At 40.4% G+C, this 19745-nt stretch carries 23 protein-coding genes; 21 read left to right on the top strand and 2 right to left on the bottom strand.

Features of this window, described 5'->3' with window-relative positions:
• Positions 1-5 precede the first annotated feature (5 nt).
• The 17 genes from HCJ55_RS05145 (at position 6) to HCJ55_RS05065 (ending at position 13864) form a co-directional block, all read left to right on the top strand.
• Positions 6-1172 carry a hypothetical protein gene (locus HCJ55_RS05145; protein WP_185517317.1) on the top strand — a complete coding sequence of 389 codons (1167 nt, stop codon included), beginning with the start codon at positions 6-8 and terminating at the stop codon, positions 1170-1172.
• Positions 1173-1278: 106 nt separating this feature from the next.
• On the top strand, positions 1279-1743 hold the full coding sequence (locus HCJ55_RS05140) for a YaaR family protein (protein WP_003721824.1): 465 nt from the start codon (positions 1279-1281) through the stop codon (positions 1741-1743).
• Positions 1744-1752: 9 nt separating this feature from the next.
• On the top strand, positions 1753-2181 hold the full coding sequence (locus HCJ55_RS05135) for a Myocilin (RefSeq protein WP_185517315.1): 429 nt from the start codon (positions 1753-1755) through the stop codon (positions 2179-2181).
• 19 nt (positions 2182-2200) lie between these two features.
• A complete protein-coding gene (gene flgK, locus HCJ55_RS05130) occupies positions 2201-3721 on the top strand; it encodes a flagellar hook-associated protein FlgK (protein WP_185517313.1) in 1521 nt (506 codons plus the stop codon).
• Between the two features lie 11 nt (positions 3722-3732).
• Positions 3733-4608 carry a flagellar hook-associated protein 3 gene (locus HCJ55_RS05125; protein ID WP_185502380.1) on the top strand — a complete coding sequence of 292 codons (876 nt, stop codon included), beginning with the start codon at positions 3733-3735 and terminating at the stop codon, positions 4606-4608.
• A gap of 11 nt (positions 4609-4619) precedes the next feature.
• Positions 4620-5909, top strand: coding sequence for a flagellar hook-associated protein 2 (locus HCJ55_RS05120; RefSeq protein WP_185396311.1), 1290 nt, complete (start codon positions 4620-4622; stop codon positions 5907-5909).
• Positions 5910-5927: 18 nt separating this feature from the next.
• Positions 5928-6314, top strand: a complete 387-nt coding sequence (locus HCJ55_RS05115; RefSeq protein WP_009924584.1) for a flagellar export chaperone FliS — start codon at positions 5928-5930, stop codon at positions 6312-6314.
• The gene (locus tag HCJ55_RS05110) at positions 6286-6567 is read left to right on the top strand and encodes a hypothetical protein (protein WP_185517311.1); all 282 of its coding nucleotides are present in this window, start codon (positions 6286-6288) and stop codon (positions 6565-6567) included. The genes HCJ55_RS05115 and HCJ55_RS05110 overlap by 29 nt, the downstream gene beginning before the upstream one ends.
• Positions 6568-6587: 20 nt before the next feature.
• Complete coding sequence (gene flgB, locus HCJ55_RS05105; protein WP_008947131.1) at positions 6588-6989, top strand: flagellar basal body rod protein FlgB; 402 nt, start codon at positions 6588-6590, stop codon at positions 6987-6989.
• Between the two features lie 11 nt (positions 6990-7000).
• Positions 7001-7411 carry a flagellar basal body rod protein FlgC gene (gene flgC, locus HCJ55_RS05100; protein ID WP_008947132.1) on the top strand — a complete coding sequence of 137 codons (411 nt, stop codon included), beginning with the start codon at positions 7001-7003 and terminating at the stop codon, positions 7409-7411.
• Between the two features lie 16 nt (positions 7412-7427).
• Positions 7428-7724, top strand: coding sequence for a flagellar hook-basal body complex protein FliE (gene fliE, locus HCJ55_RS05095; protein ID WP_008947133.1), 297 nt, complete (start codon positions 7428-7430; stop codon positions 7722-7724).
• Between the two features lie 67 nt (positions 7725-7791).
• Positions 7792-9444 carry a flagellar basal-body MS-ring/collar protein FliF gene (gene fliF, locus HCJ55_RS05090; RefSeq protein WP_185517309.1) on the top strand — a complete coding sequence of 551 codons (1653 nt, stop codon included), beginning with the start codon at positions 7792-7794 and terminating at the stop codon, positions 9442-9444.
• A 2-nt stretch (positions 9445-9446) separates the two neighbouring features.
• A complete protein-coding gene (locus HCJ55_RS05085; protein WP_185502384.1) occupies positions 9447-10553 on the top strand; it encodes a flagellar motor switch protein FliG in 1107 nt (368 codons plus the stop codon).
• Entirely contained in the window at positions 10540-11232 is a 693-nt protein-coding gene (locus HCJ55_RS05080) for a FliH/SctL family protein (protein WP_185517307.1), read from the top strand. The genes HCJ55_RS05085 and HCJ55_RS05080 overlap by 14 nt, the downstream gene beginning before the upstream one ends.
• The gene (gene fliI, locus HCJ55_RS05075) at positions 11229-12530 is read left to right on the top strand and encodes a flagellar protein export ATPase FliI (RefSeq protein WP_185517304.1); all 1302 of its coding nucleotides are present in this window, start codon (positions 11229-11231) and stop codon (positions 12528-12530) included. The genes HCJ55_RS05080 and fliI overlap by 4 nt, the downstream gene beginning before the upstream one ends.
• Positions 12531-12546: 16 nt before the next feature.
• Complete coding sequence (locus HCJ55_RS05070; RefSeq protein WP_185517302.1) at positions 12547-13206, top strand: lytic transglycosylase domain-containing protein; 660 nt, start codon at positions 12547-12549, stop codon at positions 13204-13206.
• 13 nt (positions 13207-13219) lie between these two features.
• On the top strand, positions 13220-13864 hold the full coding sequence (locus tag HCJ55_RS05065; RefSeq protein WP_185517299.1) for a hypothetical protein: 645 nt from the start codon (positions 13220-13222) through the stop codon (positions 13862-13864).
• Between the two features lie 40 nt (positions 13865-13904).
• Here the strand turns inward: HCJ55_RS05065 and HCJ55_RS05060 are convergent, their stop codons facing one another.
• On the bottom strand, positions 13905-14246 hold the full coding sequence (locus tag HCJ55_RS05060; RefSeq protein ID WP_185506387.1) for a hypothetical protein: 342 nt from the start codon (positions 14244-14246) through the stop codon (positions 13905-13907).
• Between the two features lie 188 nt (positions 14247-14434).
• Here HCJ55_RS05060 and lftR point away from each other — a divergent pair, with 188 nt between their 5' ends.
• On the top strand, positions 14435-14761 hold the full coding sequence (lftR, locus tag HCJ55_RS05055) for a PadR family transcriptional regulator LftR (RefSeq protein WP_003721840.1): 327 nt from the start codon (positions 14435-14437) through the stop codon (positions 14759-14761).
• Positions 14761-15084 (top strand): DUF1048 domain-containing protein, encoded by a 324-nt coding sequence (locus tag HCJ55_RS05050; RefSeq protein ID WP_185502388.1) that lies wholly within the window; start codon positions 14761-14763, stop codon positions 15082-15084. The genes lftR and HCJ55_RS05050 overlap by 1 nt, the downstream gene beginning before the upstream one ends.
• A 44-nt stretch (positions 15085-15128) precedes the next feature.
• Here HCJ55_RS05050 and HCJ55_RS05045 read toward each other — a convergent pair whose 3' ends face one another.
• A complete protein-coding gene (locus HCJ55_RS05045; RefSeq protein ID WP_185506192.1) occupies positions 15129-15776 on the bottom strand; it encodes a FusB/FusC family EF-G-binding protein in 648 nt (215 codons plus the stop codon).
• 271 nt (positions 15777-16047) lie between these two features.
• On the opposite strand from HCJ55_RS05045, the gene HCJ55_RS05040 reads away from it, so the two are divergent.
• Together HCJ55_RS05040 and HCJ55_RS05035 are read left to right on the top strand one after the other, a co-directional pair.
• Positions 16048-17778 (top strand): pyruvate oxidase, encoded by a 1731-nt coding sequence (locus tag HCJ55_RS05040; protein ID WP_185517297.1) that lies wholly within the window; start codon positions 16048-16050, stop codon positions 17776-17778.
• Between the two features lie 161 nt (positions 17779-17939).
• Complete coding sequence (locus HCJ55_RS05035; protein ID WP_185503861.1) at positions 17940-19745, top strand: methyl-accepting chemotaxis protein; 1806 nt, start codon at positions 17940-17942, stop codon at positions 19743-19745.

Genomic DNA, 19745 nt, shown 5'->3' with positions numbered 1-19745 from the left:
ACGGAATGAAAATAGATGGCATTCAAGAATCCGCAGAAAATCGTAATCAACTAGAACGGGAACTAATTAAACAAAATCCAACTGCAAAAGAAGGCACAGTTAAAGCGCAAATGAATACAGAAGTCGCTGTACCAAAAACGCCGCCAGTATCCTTTTCTTTTAAAGAACTAAGCAGCTTGCAATTAAATGGAACAAGTACAGCGAGCCTAGAATTATATATGAAATTAATGATGAACAACGCTAAAAAAGCGAATGACTTAATCTTTTATGTCATGCGCGCGGGCATAAAAAATCCAACTGACTCCACTAAATGGCAAACAGTCAGAAACGAAATCAGCAGCCAATTAAGCACCATTTTAATGAAACAGCATAATTTTGAAGCATACTTTTCCGAAAATCCAGCCAATCAAAAACTGTTTTTAGCCAATCAAAAAATCATGAATGAAATATCCTTTCTATTAAAAATGTTGCCAACTTTGACGTTTGAAACAACTGGTAAATATGATTTCTTGCGGATGATGCAAATTGCTTCGGGTAACATGGAAACAGGTATCCAAATGATGCGTGAATTCCAAGGACATATCGAACACGCGACCAGACTGGACCCCATTGTCGACGCTAAACAAGAAACCAACTGGATGATTAAAGTATTACGCGAATTTGGCAATATGTTCCAATCGCGCCACTTATTACCATATGAATTGCAAGCAGAAAACATCAATATTTGGAAATTAGGCAGCGAATACTTAAAACTGATGAACCAACTATTACCGCAAATTGGCGCATTTCCGAATGGCAATATCAAAATTTTTCACCAACAAGCGACGAAACCATTAACTGAACTTTTCCAAGAACTGCAACGATTGGCGGATGGACAAATGACGCAAGGTGGAATCGCAGTTATTTTAGACCGGATGCAAGGCCAACTCACACGATTAGCACAACTGTTTCAAAAAATGGAAATCGAAGCAGGCTTTACAGATGCGGAACGGATTTTAGGCAGTGTCGATGCAGAGTTTGCAAGCGATATGACGAAAATGATGCTACTCGCACAACAAGAAATGTCATTTTTTGATTTATTAGTAAAAGATTTCCGCAGTGTCTCCAAACAACCAATATTTTTCATGATAGTTGCTATATTTATTATTTTATTATTAATTATTTTATTTTAAAAAATATATTTTTTGAAAAAATATATACTTTTTCAGGTTGTTTCAGTATAATTAAATAGAAAAATAAGGTTTAGAAAGCGAAAATGAGTTTTTCGGGGGAAAAAGGATGAATAATGTTTCAATTGGCCAAATTTCGCAGTCCAAACAGACGAATGTAGTTAGGGGAATACAAGAATTAAATCAAACACAACAACTTTATTTTGAACAAATGAAGGCGAATGGCAAGAAACAAACTCCTTCCCTGACTGAAATTAATGAACTAATTACGAATGTAACTGATAAAAAGTCACTCGTTGAAATGGATATGACGGTAGACAACGTTTTAAGTTATAAAAAAGCAGTCCAGACATTTTTGAATTTTTATGTAAATAATGTAATGGATTACGATAATATCGAAAGCCGCCATCCAAAATACGGTTTTTCACAAAAAATGACGATTTTAAAACAAGTAGAAAAACAAACGAATGAATTAGATGATGTAATGAATTTAATCGACACAAAAACTGGACATTTAGATATGCTAAACCGTATTGGTGAGATTACTGGCATGATTCTCGATGTCGTATTGTAGGTGATGGGAATGCAAAACGAATTAATCAAGCAATTAGAAAGCTTAATCGAAAAAAATGTCAAAGCAACCGTTGAAGCAAATTTATTAGGTGAATTATTGCAAGCTGAAAATTGGATAGAAGCAGAAGAACGCCAATTAGGACTGCAACGCGAACTTGCCGCTTTACAAAAAGAATACCAAGCGCTAAAAACAATCATTGGTGAAAAGAACACGCTTCGGAATCTTCAAAAATCATGGACAGCGGCAGAAAATGCTTTGATTGATGATCGCAAAAAAATGCTACTTGAAAAAGAAAACCTTTTACGAGTAAGTGTTGCAGAAAATCAAGTGAGGACAGAAATGCAATTAGCTTTTTCGGAACATATGGTGGATGTTATTACCGGACATCACGCGGAAACACAAGCAGAAAATAATATGATGATTAACGAGACTTTTTAAGTAAACGGAGGGATTTTTTGTGCGTTTAAGTGATTTTAATACGTCATTATCGGGCATGTCAGCGGCGCAAATCGCTAATATGGTCGCTCAGCAAAATATTAGTAATATGAATACGCCGGGGTACATTAGGCAAGCCGTGGATCAGACAGCTGTTTACGGTGACGGAGGCCTTCTTGGCGGGAAACAAACGGGTTACGGGGTCAAAGTAACGGATATTAAACGGCTGACCAATACGGCTCTAACGACACAATATAATAATCAAATCGCCAAACAATCTGCTTCGTTATACCAAAGTGGGGCACTGAATCAAGCACTTAATTTATTTGGTACACCGGGGAAAAATACGCCAAGTGATAATCTGGATAACTTTTTCACCGCTTGGGCTGCTTTAGCAAAAAATCCCGATCAAGCAACGAACACAACGGCACTTTTATCGAGTATGTCGATTTTTACCGACCAGTTAAATCAACTTCATTCAGGCTTAAAAGAACTAGAAACGACGATTGCAGCAGATACAGACGCGGCAATTCAAGACTTGAATTCATTAATTAAAAAACTAGGCAGCATCAATAAAGCTATTGGAAATGCCGGCTCTAACCCGCCGAACGATTTGCTGAATCAACGTGATCAACTACTTAGTACGATGTCTGGCTATGCGGGGATTTCCGTTAGCGCGCACCCAAATAACCCTGATGTATACGATGTGACAATCGGCGGGCGTCTCGTTGTCCAAGGCGACGAAACAACCGAAATCACTTCAACGCGAACGGCGACGGGCTTCGAATTCTCCGTGGACGGTCAAAAACTCAACATGCCAGAAGGTTCGATTATTGCTTCTGTTCGTGTTAACCAAAACGAAATTAAATCTTACCAAGAAAAAATCGAAACTTTTTCAAATGGCCTAGCAAAAGCACTCGACGATATCCAAGTTAAAAACGTTAATAAAACAATGGACGATTTGCAAAAAATCAATGACGCACTCCAAGCCAATCCTAATGACGAAAAACTACTCAGCAATCGCGATGAACTTTTACGTCAATTGGAAAAATTTCCCGGCGTGACACGTTCAGGGGATACGCTGACAATCGGCGGGGTGGATCATTCCATCGATACGCTTGGTACGAGTACATATGTCACCGATGTGAGTGATTTTTCGATTCCAATTTTCACCCAAAGCTCTGGCAAATGGATTCTGAATCCTGCGATTACAAGCAATGCTGATAATAAGCCATTTCTAGGTGTTATCGCCGCGGACATCGCTTCATTAAAAACAGATAAAAACATTCAAGGCACAACTTTCCCGAGTTTTATGGACGGAATTATTACCGAAGTAGCGACTGATGCGAGTAAAAGTAGTGCAACTTCGACAGCTGATACGCAAGCATTAAATTCTCTTTCTGAGTCGAAATCATCGCTAGAAGGCGTCAAAATCGATGAAGAAATGACGAATATTATGCAATATCAAAGTTACTATGTCGCCAATACGAAAGCGATGAACACGGTGAACGATATGATGAAAGCACTTTTAGCAATGTTATAAGGAGGAAAATGATGCGAATTTCAACCAATCAACAAGCAAGTTCAATAATTAACCAGTTGAACAATGTCTCGGGAAACCTAGCTAAATACCAACTTCAAGTATCTTCTGGGAAAAAGTATGAATCCATGAGCGAGAACCCTGGTGCTACAGCGCAAATTTTATCCTATAATCATGTGCTTAGTCAGCTGAATCGAGAAAAAACAGACGTAACCGAAGCGAAATCGTTGCTTAATACGGCGGAAACTTCTCTTTCGTCCATGTCGACATCGATGAACCGAGTAAACGCCTTGGTGCTTCAAGCAATCAATGGAACGAGCGATAAAAACAATATGTCACAGTCAGCTGAAGAAATTAAAGGCTTGCTGGATGTCCTTGTTTCTGTTGCTAACGCAGAAGACGATGGCAGATACGTTTTTAGTGGCTCAAGTACAAGCGTGAAGCCATTTACAACAGATAAAACGACCGGTGAAATCATCTATAACGGTACAACTGAAAATAAAAATTTCCGTGTAACAGATACGTTAGAAGTAGAAGTTTTCCACGATGGCAGCGCGCTAACAGACGTTTTTAATAACATTCAAAAAATCGTCGACGCAATGAAAAGCGGCGATAAGGACGCTTTGTCTGCCCTGCAAGAAACCAATAGCCAAAACATCGAAATTATCACGAATTCCATGACCAATATCGGTGGACAAAAAAATGGTGTTTCCGCCTACGATAACGTACTTTCTAGCAAAATAACCGACTTTGCAGAGCGAAAATCTAATGTCGAAGAAGTCAATATGCCAGAAGCCGTAAGTAATTTAAATAAAACATCGATCGCGTACCAAGCCGCACTACAATCCAGTGTGATGGTACAAAAATTAAGCATCCTAAATTATATGTGAGGTGAAACCAAGTGGGAAGTTCGATTGCAAGCAGTTTAATGGACCCAACGCAATATTATTCGCAATTTATCAGTCTTCAAAAAGCCAGTTTAGAAAAGGCAAAAACGCCATATCAAAACCAAATTTCCAGCTATCAATCACGTATTGACCTGTATGCTAGCTTGAAAAACGCGTTATCTGATTCGCTGAAAACGATGAGCTCTTTCACTACCTACGAAAGTAAGACGAAACTCGCGACCTCTTCGAATGAAACAAGTTTTACCGTATCCTCGACTAGTAGCTCCGTCAATGGTAGCTATTCCATCGAAGTGCAAAACCTCGCAACTGCAGATACTTACAACAAAGCTGTACCCGATATCGAGGCGAAAATCGGCGTTAGTGGTACTATCAAAATCAACGGCAAGGAAATCAAAATCGATGCAGACAGCTCGATGAAAAATGTGATGAATTCGATTAATAGCGCCGGCGCAAAAGTAAATATTTATACGCTAGGCGAAAATATGGTCGTAACTGCTGCAACCACTGGTGTCGAAAATAGTATTAAATTTGAAGGTGACTCGGCTGTTCTCGATGCACTTGGTTTAGTCCAAAATTCACCCGACCATTTAGCCGCAGAAGATGCTAAACTCCGCATCAATGGCGCGACCGTTACAAGCGCCACCAACAAAGTAACTAACTACATCCCAGGTGTGACCATCAATCTCAAAAAAGAAACAACTGGCGCTGAAAAACTAACCATCCAAGATCAAAGTGATGAAAAAGCAGCCAGCATGATTACTAGTTTTGTAAATACATACAACGCGCTAACAAGCACAATGAAAACCTACACGGGAAAAGGAACCATTTTACAAGCATCTGCTGCCGACCTGGAAGCAAATCGCGCCCTAAACAACGTATTCCAACATAAAAAAGACGGAAATACATTATTCGATTTTGGCATAAGCGTCGATAAAGAAGGCGTGTTAAAAGTCGATGAAACGGCAATGAAAAAAATGGTAGCCGAAGACCCAACCGCCGTAGAAAGATTTTTCTTTGGCATTGGTGGAATCGGCGACGAACTATATCAATCTTTGAACAAAACATTTGGCTCGACTGGCTTTATCAGTGATGAAACGACCTCGATGACGAATGAAATCAATAAATTAAACTTAAAGCTGACCGACATAACTAGCCGAAATAATACATTACTAACGAATATTACCGATCAATACAACAAATGGCTCGAAATGATGCAAGCGATGCAAAGCGACGCCATGACACTAGATGCACTCATCGACGGCATGAACAGTTCTAATAAATAAAAATGGTAGGTGAAAAAAATGCAAGCTTGGAAACGATACACCCAAAATGAATTAAATACGAGCAACCCCATTAAAAACACCATTTATATATACGAACGCTGTATTATTGAATTTAAAAAATTAGACAAAGCACTTGCACAACTACATTTTTCCGAAGCAGACCTAATCCTCGATAAAATGGAAAAAATCTTTGAAGAACTAAAATTACAATTAAATCCAGAAGCCGGGCAAGAACTTTACGATAATATTTTTGGCTTATACGAATGGATTTCCGAACAAATCCGTCAAATGCAATTACTCAAACAACCAGTAAATATTGATACGATCATTCATGTCATCACGCAGCTCAAAGAAGGCTACGAGGGAGTGATGAAACATGAATCAAGCAAAGACACATTTGGCTGAACTAAAAGCACTGTTTCACTCGACGGGACAATTAAACGTTAGCCTCGAAGAATACCAAGCAAAACTAAATGAACTACTAAAAAGCACCGAACATTTGCCGAAAGAGACAAAAGAAGCGATTTTAAAAGAAACAAGAGAAGTGATTAATAAAGGTATTCTTTTCACCGAAAAACAATTAGAATTCACTGAAAATGCCTTTTCTGAAAATAAAAGTCGCAATGCTGCCAACATGAATTATGCGAAATTTTTCTAAAAGAAAGAAGGAAATGACAAGTGGAAAATTATACCACGCATATTGGCAATTACTTGAATTATCTCCAAACGGCCAACCAAGTAGTTTCGAGTAATATCGCGAATGCCAATACGCCGAATTTTAAAGCAAGTGAAGCGAGTTTCGAGGAATCATTCGGCGCGAGCTTGCGAGCATCCGGCCAAAGTAGCACCGAGTCTACCGGAAACTTAACGAAAACAAACACGAAACATTTAGCCGGAACAAATACGGACGAAACAAACGCGAAAATCACTACCAAAAGTGGCTCCATCAACGAAGACGGCAACAATGTCAACGTCACTTCTGAAATGATCAGCTTAACTAAAAATAATCAAATGTACGCGCTCGCTATCAGTGCACTCAACTATAACTCATCCATCAACACAGCAGCCCGTGGAAAGTAAGGTGAACAACCATGTTTGAAGGAATAAACACAAGCGGCTCCGCGTTAAATGCTGCGAAACAATGGATGGAAGTGAGCTCCAATAATATTGCAAATGCTGATTCAAGCGCCGCGCCTGGCGAAACACCTTTCCTCAGAAAACGCGTCGTACTATCCGAAATTACGCCATTCGAAACAGCTCTAACAGGAACAAAAGGCGTCAAAGTAAGCGAAATCTCAAGCGACACCGGAAGCGTCAAGCGTGTCTATGATCCAACCCATCCAAATGCCAATGAAGCAGGTTACGTCAACTACGCAAATGTGGATATGACAGCGGAAATGACCAATTTGATGGTAGGACAAAAAATGTACGCGGCAAACACTTCAGCCTTACAAGCGAACGAAAAAATGATGGAAAAAGATTTAGAAATCGGCAGAGTATAAAGGAGTGGTTTAAGAAATGGCAATTGAAAGTATTAATGCAGCAAGCGTCTTGCCCAAAGTAACGCTTGGTGAAACCGCGAAAACAGACAATGCGGCAGGTGCCGGAAATACCTTCACGCAAATGCTGGATAGTATGAGTGATACACAATCAAACGCGCAAAATTCCGTTTCAAACCTTTTAACAACAGGAGAAGGAAACGCAAGCGACGTACTCATTCAAATGAAAAAAGCAGAGTCAGAAATGAAAACTGCTGCGGTCATTCGTGATAATGTAATCGAAAGCTACAAACAGCTTTTAAATATGCAAGTGTAGCGGTTAGACTAGTCGGGGGAGTTTTAGTCAATCGTCCACACGAGAAAAATGGAGCGAAGTTTTTAAGATGGCAAAAATAAAAACAATGTATTCGAAATTGAAGAATTGGCACAAAGGCGCGATTTTAGTCGGCCTTTTTGTCGTAGTCACGGTGTTATTACTCTACATGAACACGCCCAAAACAGAAGTTACTCTTTATAAAAATTTATCCGAAACAAGCCAGCAACAAGTCACCGATCAATTAGCCAAAATGGGCGTTGATTATACCGTCGACAAAAGCGGCAACATTTTAGTCGATGAAAAAGTGGAGACACTCGTTCGCGACAAATTCGCAGACCTCGGAATCCCTTACACAGGCCAAGATGGCAATGACATTTTGCTGAACAGCTCGCTAGGAGCCAGCGAAGAAGATAAAAAAATGCAAGAAAAAGTCGGCACAAAAGTCAATTTAGAAAAAGAAATCGTTCAAAGTTACGGAACAACTATAGACAGCGCATCTGTTCAGCTAACATTACCAGAATCGAGTTCAATTTTTGAAGAAGCGAGCCAAAAAGGAACCGCCGCAGTAACACTCAAAACAAAAAACAACCAAACACTAACAAGCGAACAAGTTCTCGGAATCCAGCGCACCGTCAGCGCAGCCGTACCAAACGTTGCCAGCGATGACGTAGCGATTATCGATACGAAAAATGGCGTTATCTCAGAAGCAGACACATCCAAAGAAGAAGGAAGCTCGGCCTATAAAAATGAAGTCGACATCCAAAACGCCATCGGAAAAAATGTGAAAACAGACATCGAAGGTACGCTTTCTAGCATTTTTGCCCTAGACAATTTCCGCGTGAATACCAATGTCACCGTTAATTTTGACGAAATCAAACAAAATACCGAACATTATCCAAGCGACGGCAAAGTCCGCAGCAATCAAAAAGATACATCAACCGACACGTCCAAAGGTTCCGCAAACACCACCGAATCAGGCACCGCATCAAACGCTGATGTGCCAAACTATACAGAACAAAACGGCGACGACACCAACACATACACAAGCGAAAAATCAAGCGAAACAACCAACTACGAACTAGATTCCACCATTCAAGAAATCAAAAAACACCCAGCCCTGGCAAAAACAAATGTTGTTGTCTGGGTTGATCAAAATGCTTTAAATAAAAATGGCGTGGACATGGCTGAATTCACGAAAGCAATCGGAGTTTCAGCAGGATTAACGCCTAACATGAGAACCGAAGAAGCTGGCGCAGACGGAGAAGCAGCAGCCGCACCAACGTTCGAAGGTACATTCCAAAACGGCGACGTTACCATCATGCCAATCCAATTTTTAGATAACCAAACACCAGTAGAGAAAGACACCACAGAAAAAGCAGCACCAGCAAGCAAAGCATGGATTTGGTGGCTAGCAGGAAGCTTACTATTTGCGATTATCGCAGCAGGAATTATCGCCTACATCATCTTCCTTAAACGTAAAGAACAACTAGAAGAAGCTTTAGAAGCAGAAGAAAAAGATTATATCCCAGCCGAAGAAGCCATCATCAATCCAGAAGAACATCCAGATTTCAATTTCCAAACAGATGCATTCGATTTATCTGAACCAGAATTAAAAGCGCGCAAAGAAAGCTTGAAAAATAAACTCGGTGAAATGGCCAAAGAAGACCCAGGGCGTGCCGCAGCAGTCATCCAAAAATGGCTCAATGAAAGGCAGGAATAACAATGGCAGACACACTTAAAGAAACCTTAGAAGAAACAAACGCTGAATTAGAAACGGTTGACACAGAAGAAACCGAAGAAAAAACAACCATTTCAGCAGAATCAGGTATTTCCCGACGTGAAAAAGCCGCACTTATTATTTGGAGCTTAGATGAACAAATTGCGACCGAAGTGGTAGATTTGCTTCCCGATGCATCCAAACAACGCCTTGCACGCGAAATGGCCAAAATGAAAGAAATGGACGGCGGCGCAGTAGAAGAAGCGACTAGAGAATTTTTAGGGGAACTAGAACTTCTGTCTGGTGGCATTGCCAAACTCGACCGCGAACACTTACAACGCCTATTCCCAGATATGACCACAGAAGAACTAAACCAACTGATTTACGGGGTAGAAGCAGAATCACGTATCGGCGAAACCGCCCTAGATATTTTACGCGAAATTGATGATGTCGACTCCTTGTTTACGATTATTAGCGATGAATCACCACAAACAATTGCGATGATTGCTTCCTACATGAAACCAGAAGAAGCGTCCAAACTACTAGCCTTGTTACCAGAAGAAAAAATGATCAACACAGTTATTGGCATCGCGAGCTTAGAACAATTTGATAGCGAAGTCATGCAAAACGTATCTAATTTACTAAGAATCAAACTCGACACAATGTCGAATAGCTCACTGAACAAAACAGACGGCATAAAAAATGTTGCCAACATCTTAAACAACGTGACCCGTGGTTTAGAACGTACGATTTTCGAACATCTAGACGCCGAACAAGCCGAACTTTCCGAACGCATCAAAGAGAAAATGTTTATGTTTGAAGATATTATTCTGCTTGATAACATGACCTTGCAACAAGTTCTGGCCGAAATTCAAGACAACAACAAAATCGCCCGAGCACTCAAAAACGAAAAAGAAGAACTCAAAGAAAAAATCCTTTCTTGCGTATCGAAAAACCGTCGCGATATGATTACCGAAGAACTAGAAGTCCTTGGCCCAATCAGACTTTCCGATGTCGAGCAAGCCCAACAAGATATCGCCAATGTCGTTAAAAATCTAGAAAAAGACGGCAAAATAGTTATCCAACGGGGGGAACAGGATGTCCTTATCTAATCCACGAATCCCAAAAGGCAAAGTCACTTTATCCGATGTGAAAATGGAACTATTCTATTTAGATGATATAGAAGAAACCGAAGAAGTCGAGTCGCCATACACGAAAGAACTCGAACAACTAGAAACGCATCAAAAAGAACTCGAAAAACATCTATCGGCCATCGAACTCGAACAGCAAAAACTAGCTAATGAAAAAGCGGCACTTGCAGCAGAACGCCAAGCCATCGAAGAATTAAAACAAGCCGCCGCAGTTGAAATCGAAGCACAAAAACAAGCATTCGAACTAGAAAAAACACAAATCTACCAAACAATCACCGACTTCCTTTGGGATGAAAGCATCGACCTCGCAGAAAAAATAGTCCATCAAGCCATCGACACCCGCCAAATCGAAGTGTTACCAATGCTAACAGAAGTCATCCAAAAACTCCCAGTCGCTTTCGACAAACTAAACGTCACCACCCACCCAGAAACGTTAAAAGCCCTAAAAGAAGAAAACACTGGCACAAAATACGATTGGCTTTTAGAAAATATTCATTGGAACTTCGATATGCGACTGGATTACGGCGAATTTACCGTAGAAGAAGAAAAAGAATACTTCGACTACCGCATCACCGAAATTTTCCAAACACTGCACAAACAAAACGCCGAACGGAAAATTCTAGGAGGAGATAAACCGTGAGCTGGTCGCCAAAAACCGCAGCATGGCAAGAACTAAAAAACACCGTCCCATACATTCAAAAAGGAAAAATCCACACCGTCCAAGAACAAGTCTATATTTCCAAAGGTCCCCAAGTGAAAATTGGCGATACGGTCATGGTCGGCGAAAACAAAGTGCTTTGCGAAGTAATCTCCATTGAAAAAGAAAACAACATGCTGCTGCCATTTAACCAAAGCGATAAAGTAGCTTATGGCGACTGGGTATACGTGACCGACACGAAAATCACCATCCCAGCTGACGAATTTCTCCTTGGAAAAGTTCTCAACGCATCCGGTGACATTTTAAACGAAGAAGCAGGTACAGCTAAATTCAAACAAAAAATGCCACTCGAAGCGCCGCCCATCCATGCTTTTAGCCGAGCAGAAATTACCGAAACACTCGAAACTGGCATCAAAGCAATCGACGGAATGTTAACAATCGGCATCGGCCAAAAAATCGGGATTTTCGCCGGCTCAGGTGTTGGGAAATCTACTTTACTTGGAATGATTGCCCGTAACGCCAAAGCAGATATTAATGTTATCGGCTTAGTCGGCGAGCGTGGTCGGGAAGTAAAAGATTTCTTGCGTAAAGATCTCGGTGAAGAAGGGCTGCGTAAAAGTGTGATTGTTGCCGCCACATCAGACGAAAGCCACCTTATGCAACTGCGCGCCGCCAAACTAGCGACTTCGATTGCCGAACATTTCCGCGATCAAGGAAAAACCGTTCTTTTAATGATGGATTCCGTCACTCGTTTTGCCGATGCAAGAAGAAGTGTTGATATTGCCGTCAAAGATTTACCCATCGGCGGGAAAACTTTACTCATGGAATCGTACATGAAAAAACTACTCGAACGTTCTGGTAAAACGCAAAATGGCTCGATTACAGGCATTTATACTGTGCTCGTTGACGGCGACGATATGAACGGTCCAGTACCCGATTTAGCGCGGGGGATTTTAGATGGGCACATTGTTTTAACCCGTGAACTTGCCACCAAAAACCATTATCCAGCCATCGATGTCCTCGGCTCCGTTAGCCGTGTGATGGAAGAAATTGTTCCAGAAAGTCAGTGGAAATCCGCTTCGAAAATCCGTGAGTGGATGAGTATTTACCAAGAAAACGAACTTTATTTCAAATTAGGAACAATCGAACAAACGAGCGATAATGCGGCCATTTTTACAAGTAAAGAGAAGTCCTATTTTATCCATCAATTTTTAAAACAATTGCGGGATGAAAGTGTTACGCTCGAAGAAACGAGTCAAATGATGGAAACGTTAGTATAACAAAGGAGTGCCGTGGATGAATCCAGTAGAACAAGTAATAAGTGCTAGACAAGCCGAGTTTCAAAGTGCGTTCGAAGCAGCGAAACAATCGGCCACCACATTTGAAACCAAATTAAATGAACGCTTAAACGCCACCACGCAAAAAACAACAACCAATGTGCAAACAGTTACCGATGCCGAACTAGCCCGCGCCCGAGAAGCGTACGAAGCGTTAATCAATAAATCCGAAACAAGTTCCACAGCAACCACATCAAGCACGACACAGGCAACGCCAACCGGGGAGCTAACCAACTGGAACAACTACCAAATCAAACCAATCAGCGCCGAAAATGAAGGGAAATATAGCGACTTAATCAAAACAGCCGCAGCCAAATACGGCGTCCCAGAAGCGCTCATTAAACGCGTCATCCAAGTAGAATCCAACTACAATCCGAATGTTGTATCGAGCGCTGGCGCAACCGGCCTAATGCAACTAATGGCCGGCTCCAACCGCACCGACCCAGCCACCAATATTGACGCTGGAACAAAAGAGCTTGCAGGCTACATTAAAAAATACGATGGCGACCTAAGACTAGCTCTAGCGGCCTATAACGCCGGACCAGGCAATGTCCGAAAATACGGCGGCGTCCCACCATTCAAAGAAACACAAAACTATTTAAAGAAAATTATCGGATAAGGGAGAATAAACCATGGGAAACTGGCAACAAAAGTGGGAGTCATGGCGCGATATGACAACAGCGATGCAACAAGAAATCAAAATCGAAGCCGCTGAAAAAGTAACTTCCTACATAAAAAACGACCAATTTGAAGAAGCAATTAACGTTATCAGACAAACCGAAAATCTCCTAAACGAACTTGACTTTGAATCGAAAATGAACCGCGTCGAAGAACAACTCCAAGCCTTCACATCCGACCAAGAAGCAGCTAAATCATTCGAAGCAAGCCAACTTCAAAACCTAGAAAAACCAACCACAAAAGTAAGCTTCGACCTTTCAAACGTGAAATCAGAAGCAATCAATCAATTCACCAAACGCGATTTCAACCTAGTAGACTCACACGACACCCACATGCAATTTCTCAAAGGCAACCGCAATTTTTACATGGACATTTTCAACCCCGAAGAAAGCGAAGAACACCATTACGCTAACCTCGATGAAAAATGCCAGTACAAAAACATCGGCTTCATTTGCCAAAATGACGCAGCAGCCGAAATCGCAACGAACCTAACAAACGAATGGCTTGAAACACTAGAAGCTCCAAAAAAGAAATTTTTAACAGTCAACATCGCCAATTTATCCGCAATGAAACAAAATCCAGAGGTACTTTTTCAGTAAACAAAAAGAGAGGCGCTACGATGCGTCTCTCTTTTTATTTTTATAAATCCCTATTTGTTTTGTCCTTTTTCTGATTACAAAATGTAGCAATGATCCCAGCTGAAATATAGAGCGAACCGGCAAGAGGACTTATATACATGTCATTTATTAGATTGGCGCTTAACAAAAGAATGCCACTTATAAGAACAAAGATAATTTGTTTTCTTGAAGCAAGGGAAGATACAAATATTAAAGCAACGCAATGAATGAGCAAAAGAATGCCTATCCAATCAATTTCTATAGTAGGAGATAATGTATCCTCAGAACCGCTGATAGGTATCTGTGCAAACAAAAATTCTAAAATAATGCCAAACCATAATAAAACTTTTGCTATTAATAACATGTTTTTTGTTCCTTTCTGAGAAGCGTAAGTACATGTTTTGGAAACTAATTCCATTTTAGTATACTTTTATCCCTGCTACAAAAGCAATAAGAATCACTAAAATTTTTCTAAAAACCAGTTGACAATCAATCTACTTTGTATTACTATATACTTGTACCTAGTAACAACTAGTAGAGGAGTGAATTCAAATGAAAGGACTTACCGAGTTACTCAAAGGTAGTTTAGAAGGAATGATATTGGAGCGAATTTCTAGAGGAGAAACTTACGGCTACGAAATCACCAAGTATCTTAATGACCTAGGCTTTGATGAAATCGTCGAAGGAACCGTCTACACCATTCTCGTCCGCCTGGAGAAAAAAGGGCTAGTCGAGATAGAAAAGAAAAAATCAGAATTAGGTCCACCACGAAAATTTTACACATTAAGCCCAGCTGGGGAAGAAGAATTAGCGATTTTTTGGAAGCGTTGGGACTTTATTCAAGGAAAAATCATGCAAGTTAAAGGAGGGCAAGCGTAATGTTTAAATGGTTTACAAAATACCGCGAAGAAAAACGAGACTATAAACTGTATAAAAAACGGATAGATGCTTTGCCAGAGGACTATAAAACCGCAATGAAAGCTATCGAAACATATTTATGGAACTTTGCAAAAGGCGCTGGGATGTTCGAAATCTTAAAAAACGTCCTCGAAATGTTCGAAAACGCCGCAGCTGACAACCTAGAACTAAAAGCTGTTGTTGGTGACGACCTAGCCGAATTTGCAGACAATCTATTAAGTGAATTTCCAGAAGAAACATGGATGGATAACCAACGAAAAAAACTACGCAATTCGATTAAATAAAAAACAGAAAGCCTCTCAAACAATCATGAGAGACTTTCTGTTTTTTATTTACGTTTCTTAACAACCTCTATAAATTCATCTAACGTTTCATGGGCTTTTATTTGCTCATTACAAACATCGCTATCGTAGCAAATATAATTACCATTTGTCGTATAAACACCATCACCCGACGATTTCGTTTTCGCCATAAAAAGCGACACTTTCGAATGCGAATGGCAAATTGAGCAAACACCCTTTTGAATCTCCGTAGAAATAGTTCCGTGTACGCCGACCAAATTTCCGTCCTCATAAGTCACGATATACTTGCGCTGCTGGGCAATATCATTCCAACCGTAAAAAGTATAGTCGCGCAAATCCAGTTTGGACCAAGCGGGAATTTTTAATTTTTTCGTTTTCGCAAAAAGTTTTTTAATTTTCACATCACTAGGCGCTATAAAAGGAATCACAAAGGTTTTTAACCCCTCTAAAAACGGCTCTGCTTCTTTGGTTGAAGTAATCGCATGAAGCTCGCTAAAAAGTTCCTTATGTTCCGTCAAAACGTCCTCCGGGAATAGCTCATTGATTTTCTCCTCTGTTAACGATTTTAACGCCTTCAAAGTCGAAGTATCATTCGCGGACCGGTATGCGCGTGAAACATTGGCTAATTGATTTTTGATAAAATTATATTGGTATGGCTCGATAAACTCTTTCATTATAATTCTCCTTTAATAGTTTAATGTTGGTTAAACTAGCTGAAGGATTGAAGAGTCTATTTCACTCTTGCTTTCTAAACAATCCTAAAGCCATTGTTAGAAAGTCGAGAGCAGTGCAATTTTGTTTGCATCTCTTTGATCACCACCTTGCCTTCATTATAAGCACTTCTGAATTGTTCGTCAATTCTCTTTCATGAATAACTCGTTCCGAAACAGGGTAAACGAACACTATTGGACATTAGAGAAAACATCCATGGGAGGAGAATATATAATGAAAAAAGTCAAAGCAAGCGAAACACTCGTACAAACATTGAAAAATTGGGGTATCGACCACGTTTACGGTTTACCCGGCGATTCGATTGATACAGTAGTCGACGCTTTACGAAAAGAACAAGAGGCGATTGAATTTATTCACGTCCGCCACGAAGAAGTCGCAACCTTAGCAGCCGCAGCCTATACTAAACTAACAGGCAAAATCGGTGTCGCATTATCAATCGGCGGCCCCGGCGCAATCCATCTATTAAACGGAATGTATGACGCGAAAATGGATCACGTACCAATGCTCGTTCTCGCAGGGCAAGTAACAACCGACGTCCTAAATACCGGCTTTTTCCAAGAAGTCAATTTGCCAGCAATTTTTGAAGATGTTGCCGTTTATAATAAACAAATTGATAACGCGGAAACGCTCGCAGATGTGGTCGATGAAGCGATTCGCACTGCCTATAAAGAAAAAGGAGTCGCCGTCCTAACGATTCCAAACGATATTCCGTCACAAGTAATTAAAGCGAGCCTAGAAGCAAAACCAGTGAAATTTGAACAAGAAAATCCGCAACTAGATGAAGCGGCAATAGGGGAAGCCGTAGCACTGATTGAGAAAGCGGAAAAACCCGTTATCTTAGCAGGATTAGGAACTAAACACGCTGGACCAGAATTAATCGCCTTCTCGGAGAAATTAAAAATCCCGATTATTCATTCCTTACCAGCAAAAACGATTGTTCCAGACGACCACCCAAATGCACTCGGTAACCTTGGAAAAATCGGAACAAAACCAGCCTATGAAGCCATGCAAGAAACCGATTTGCTATTAATGTTCGGGAATGATTATCCTTATAGCGACTATTTACCAAAAAAAGCTGACTGCATCCAAATCGATATCGACCCAGCTAAAATTAGCAAACGTTTCAAAGCAAATATCGGCCTAGTTGGTGATGCCGCAGAAATCATCAGCAATTTAACGACCAAAATTGCTCCAGTAGAAGAGCGCAAATTCCTCCAAGCGTGCCAAGAAAACATGCAAGAATGGTGGAAATGGTTAGAAGAAGACGTAACGCAAACAACTGACCCAATCGCACCAGAAGTTGTAATGGCCAACATCCAAAAAATCGCCGACAAAGACGCCATTTTCTCCATCGACGTAGGAACAGCAACCGTTTGGAGCACTCGTTATTTACATTTGACACCAGAAAATGACTTCATTGTTTCCGCATGGCTTGGTACAATGGGCTGCGGTTTACCAGGAGCCATCGCTGCTAAAAAAGCTTACCCAGACCGCCAAGCAATCGCAATCGTAGGCGACGGTGGCTTCTCAATGGTCATGCAAGATTTCGTCACAGCTGTAGGATTAAACATGCCCATGATTGTCGTCGTGTTAAACAACCAACAACTTTCATTCATCAAATACGAACAACAATCAGCCGGTGAACTCAATTACGCCATCGACCTACCAGACATCAATTACGCAAAATTCGCTGAAAGTTGTGGCGGTATCGGCTTCCGAGTAGAAAAAATGGCCGACCTAGAAGCTGCTTTCGAAAACGCAAAACTAGCAACCAAACCAGTCATCATCGACGTTTCCGTAGATAGCTCAGCCGCTCCACTCCCAGGTAAAATCATCATGGACGAAGCACTCGGCTACACTAAATTCGAAGTCCAATCTGTCCTAGAAGATCACCGTTTCGCAAAAATGCCACCGTTAAAAACGATTTTACGTAGATTTTTATAAAAAATAAATAAAAAAATAACAATATCACCCATTTTACGCCGATATTCACTAATTATTATAACGTTTTTTTATTAAAACTAATTATTTTACAATAAAATATAGAGTTTTTTTAAAAAATATGAGATAATAAACTAGAATTAGAGAATAGGAGTGTGGAATGGGTGAATTTAATTAAAAATCGTAAATTGAAAACAAAATTAAGCATCAATATTGTTATAACGACCATCATGTTAATCGGACTTGGCGCAACTAGTTTCCTAGGATTTCGTCATGTAGCAACACTTTCAGATAATATGGTTGATAATAATGTCGCACCAATGAAAGAAATCGCAAAAATCCAAACAAACATGGCGCAAATCAATATCGACATCCTGACCATGTTCGACACTATCAACGGAAAATCAACCCTTATCAAAGATATCGATAACCTGTACGCCGAAAATGACCAAGCAATCCATAATTTCAAAAAAGCCAATTTAACAGCAGAAGATAAAAAACAATTAGCTTATTTTGAAGAAAAACTAGCAGACATGAAAGCATCCGCATCCTCTGTAATCAGTGACACATCAAGTGCGCTAGACGATGCAGAACTACTTGGAGCACAAAACAGATACTACCAAAACGTCAAAACAAAATTTGATGATGCAACGAAACAATTAAACGTTTTAAATGACATGAACTATAAAGAAGTCGAAAATTCCTCACAAGCAATTTCTGACTTTGGCGTAAAAATCAGCTTAATTTTCACAGCAGTTATTATCGCCGTGCTAATTTCCTTATTCATTTTCAACGCCTATATTACGAGAGTTATTCTAAAAGGAATTCGTCATCTGCAAACAGCCGTACATAAAGTAGCGAGTGGTGACCTATCTTACCGCAGCACTTACAATGGTAGAGACGAACTAGGCGACATTACTAACGACTTGAACGAAATGAGCGAAAATCTACGCCTAATGATTGAAGACGTTAAAAAAGCGTCCACAGATGTGAAATCTTCGAGCGATAACGTGATTATTAGCTCTGAAATTATTTCCGCGATGACAACCGAAATGGACATCGAAATGAAAATGATGGGTGAACAAATCCAAACGCAAATTGGCAGCATGAAAGAAAGCACTGACGCGATGGATCAAATGACAGGCGGCGTTCAAAACGTGGCTGAATATGCTCTTAAAGTATCAGACTTAACAAAAGACTCCGCAGAAAAAACCAACGACGGAATTGCCGTTATTAATAACCTAGTATCACAAATGGACCGTATCAGCGGCGTTATGCGTTCGAGTACAGACGTTGTTTCCCAACTAGTTAACCGTGTTGGCGAAGTCGAAAAAGCGCTCGATACCGTTACAAATATCGCTGACCAAACAAACTTACTTGCTCTAAATGCAGCAATCGAATCCGCACGTGCCGGCGAACATGGCCGTGGTTTCGCAGTCGTAGCCGAAGAAGTCCGCAAGCTAGCAGAACAATCGCGCCTTGCTGTTGTAGATATTAATACCGTCCTGAAAAAAATCCAAACAGAATCAAAAACAACAATCGAAGTAATGAACACAGGTCTTTCCGAATCCGAAGCAGGCCAAAAAATCATTTCCGAAACAGAAGCAACTTTCACAGATTTACTCAACCGTGTTAATGATATTTCCGCCCAAATGCAAAACGTCTCCCAAGAAACCGAAGAAATGGCTGCTGGAATTGAAGAAGTAAACACATCAATTAGCGACGTCACAGAAATCTCCAACCAAATTGGTGAAAAATCCACTGCCGCACTTGAATTCGCGGAAGTAAACAAAATGAAAGTGGACGAGCTAGTCGTTATCTCCGAAGAAATGCAAAAAATTTCCGGTTCATTAGAAGGGTATATCGCCAACTTCAATACCGAAGTAAGCGAAGAAGCGGTCGAACTAGCAGAAGAAGCAGAATCAGAAACAAAAGATCCTGGAGAGCCAATCCTAGCTGAAAATGTCTAG

The sequence above is a fragment of the Listeria marthii genome, assembly GCF_014227425.1.
In the GTDB taxonomy this organism is placed as follows: Bacteria; Bacillota; Bacilli; order Lactobacillales; family Listeriaceae; genus Listeria; species Listeria marthii.
The sequence above is the reverse complement of the archived record's forward strand: the minus strand, read 5'-3'. Positions and strand labels throughout refer to the sequence as shown.

Bases quoted from the DNA above. Each gene is read 5' to 3' on its own strand.
- HCJ55_RS05145 (WP_185517317.1), top strand. From the start codon at position 6: ATGAAAATAGATGGCATTCAAGAATCCGCAGAAAATCGTAATCAACTA.
- HCJ55_RS05140 (WP_003721824.1), top strand. From the start codon at position 1,279: ATGAATAATGTTTCAATTGGCCAAATTTCGCAGTCCAAACAGACGAAT.
- HCJ55_RS05135 (WP_185517315.1), top strand. From the start codon at position 1,753: ATGCAAAACGAATTAATCAAGCAATTAGAAAGCTTAATCGAAAAAAAT.
- HCJ55_RS05125 (WP_185502380.1), top strand. From the start codon at position 3,733: ATGCGAATTTCAACCAATCAACAAGCAAGTTCAATAATTAACCAGTTG.
- HCJ55_RS05115 (WP_009924584.1), top strand. From the start codon at position 5,928: ATGCAAGCTTGGAAACGATACACCCAAAATGAATTAAATACGAGCAAC.
- HCJ55_RS05110 (WP_185517311.1), top strand. From the start codon at position 6,286: ATGAATCAAGCAAAGACACATTTGGCTGAACTAAAAGCACTGTTTCAC.
- flgC (WP_008947132.1), top strand. From the start codon at position 7,001: ATGTTTGAAGGAATAAACACAAGCGGCTCCGCGTTAAATGCTGCGAAA.
- fliE (WP_008947133.1), top strand. From the start codon at position 7,428: ATGGCAATTGAAAGTATTAATGCAGCAAGCGTCTTGCCCAAAGTAACG.
- fliF (WP_185517309.1), top strand. From the start codon at position 7,792: ATGGCAAAAATAAAAACAATGTATTCGAAATTGAAGAATTGGCACAAA.
- HCJ55_RS05085 (WP_185502384.1), top strand. From the start codon at position 9,447: ATGGCAGACACACTTAAAGAAACCTTAGAAGAAACAAACGCTGAATTA.
- HCJ55_RS05080 (WP_185517307.1), top strand. From the start codon at position 10,540: ATGTCCTTATCTAATCCACGAATCCCAAAAGGCAAAGTCACTTTATCC.
- HCJ55_RS05070 (WP_185517302.1), top strand. From the start codon at position 12,547: ATGAATCCAGTAGAACAAGTAATAAGTGCTAGACAAGCCGAGTTTCAA.
- HCJ55_RS05065 (WP_185517299.1), top strand. From the start codon at position 13,220: ATGGGAAACTGGCAACAAAAGTGGGAGTCATGGCGCGATATGACAACA.
- HCJ55_RS05060 (WP_185506387.1), bottom strand. From the start codon at position 14,246: ATGTTATTAATAGCAAAAGTTTTATTATGGTTTGGCATTATTTTAGAA.
- lftR (WP_003721840.1), top strand. From the start codon at position 14,435: ATGAAAGGACTTACCGAGTTACTCAAAGGTAGTTTAGAAGGAATGATA.
- HCJ55_RS05050 (WP_185502388.1), top strand. From the start codon at position 14,761: ATGTTTAAATGGTTTACAAAATACCGCGAAGAAAAACGAGACTATAAA.
- HCJ55_RS05045 (WP_185506192.1), bottom strand. From the start codon at position 15,776: ATGAAAGAGTTTATCGAGCCATACCAATATAATTTTATCAAAAATCAA.
- HCJ55_RS05040 (WP_185517297.1), top strand. From the start codon at position 16,048: ATGAAAAAAGTCAAAGCAAGCGAAACACTCGTACAAACATTGAAAAAT.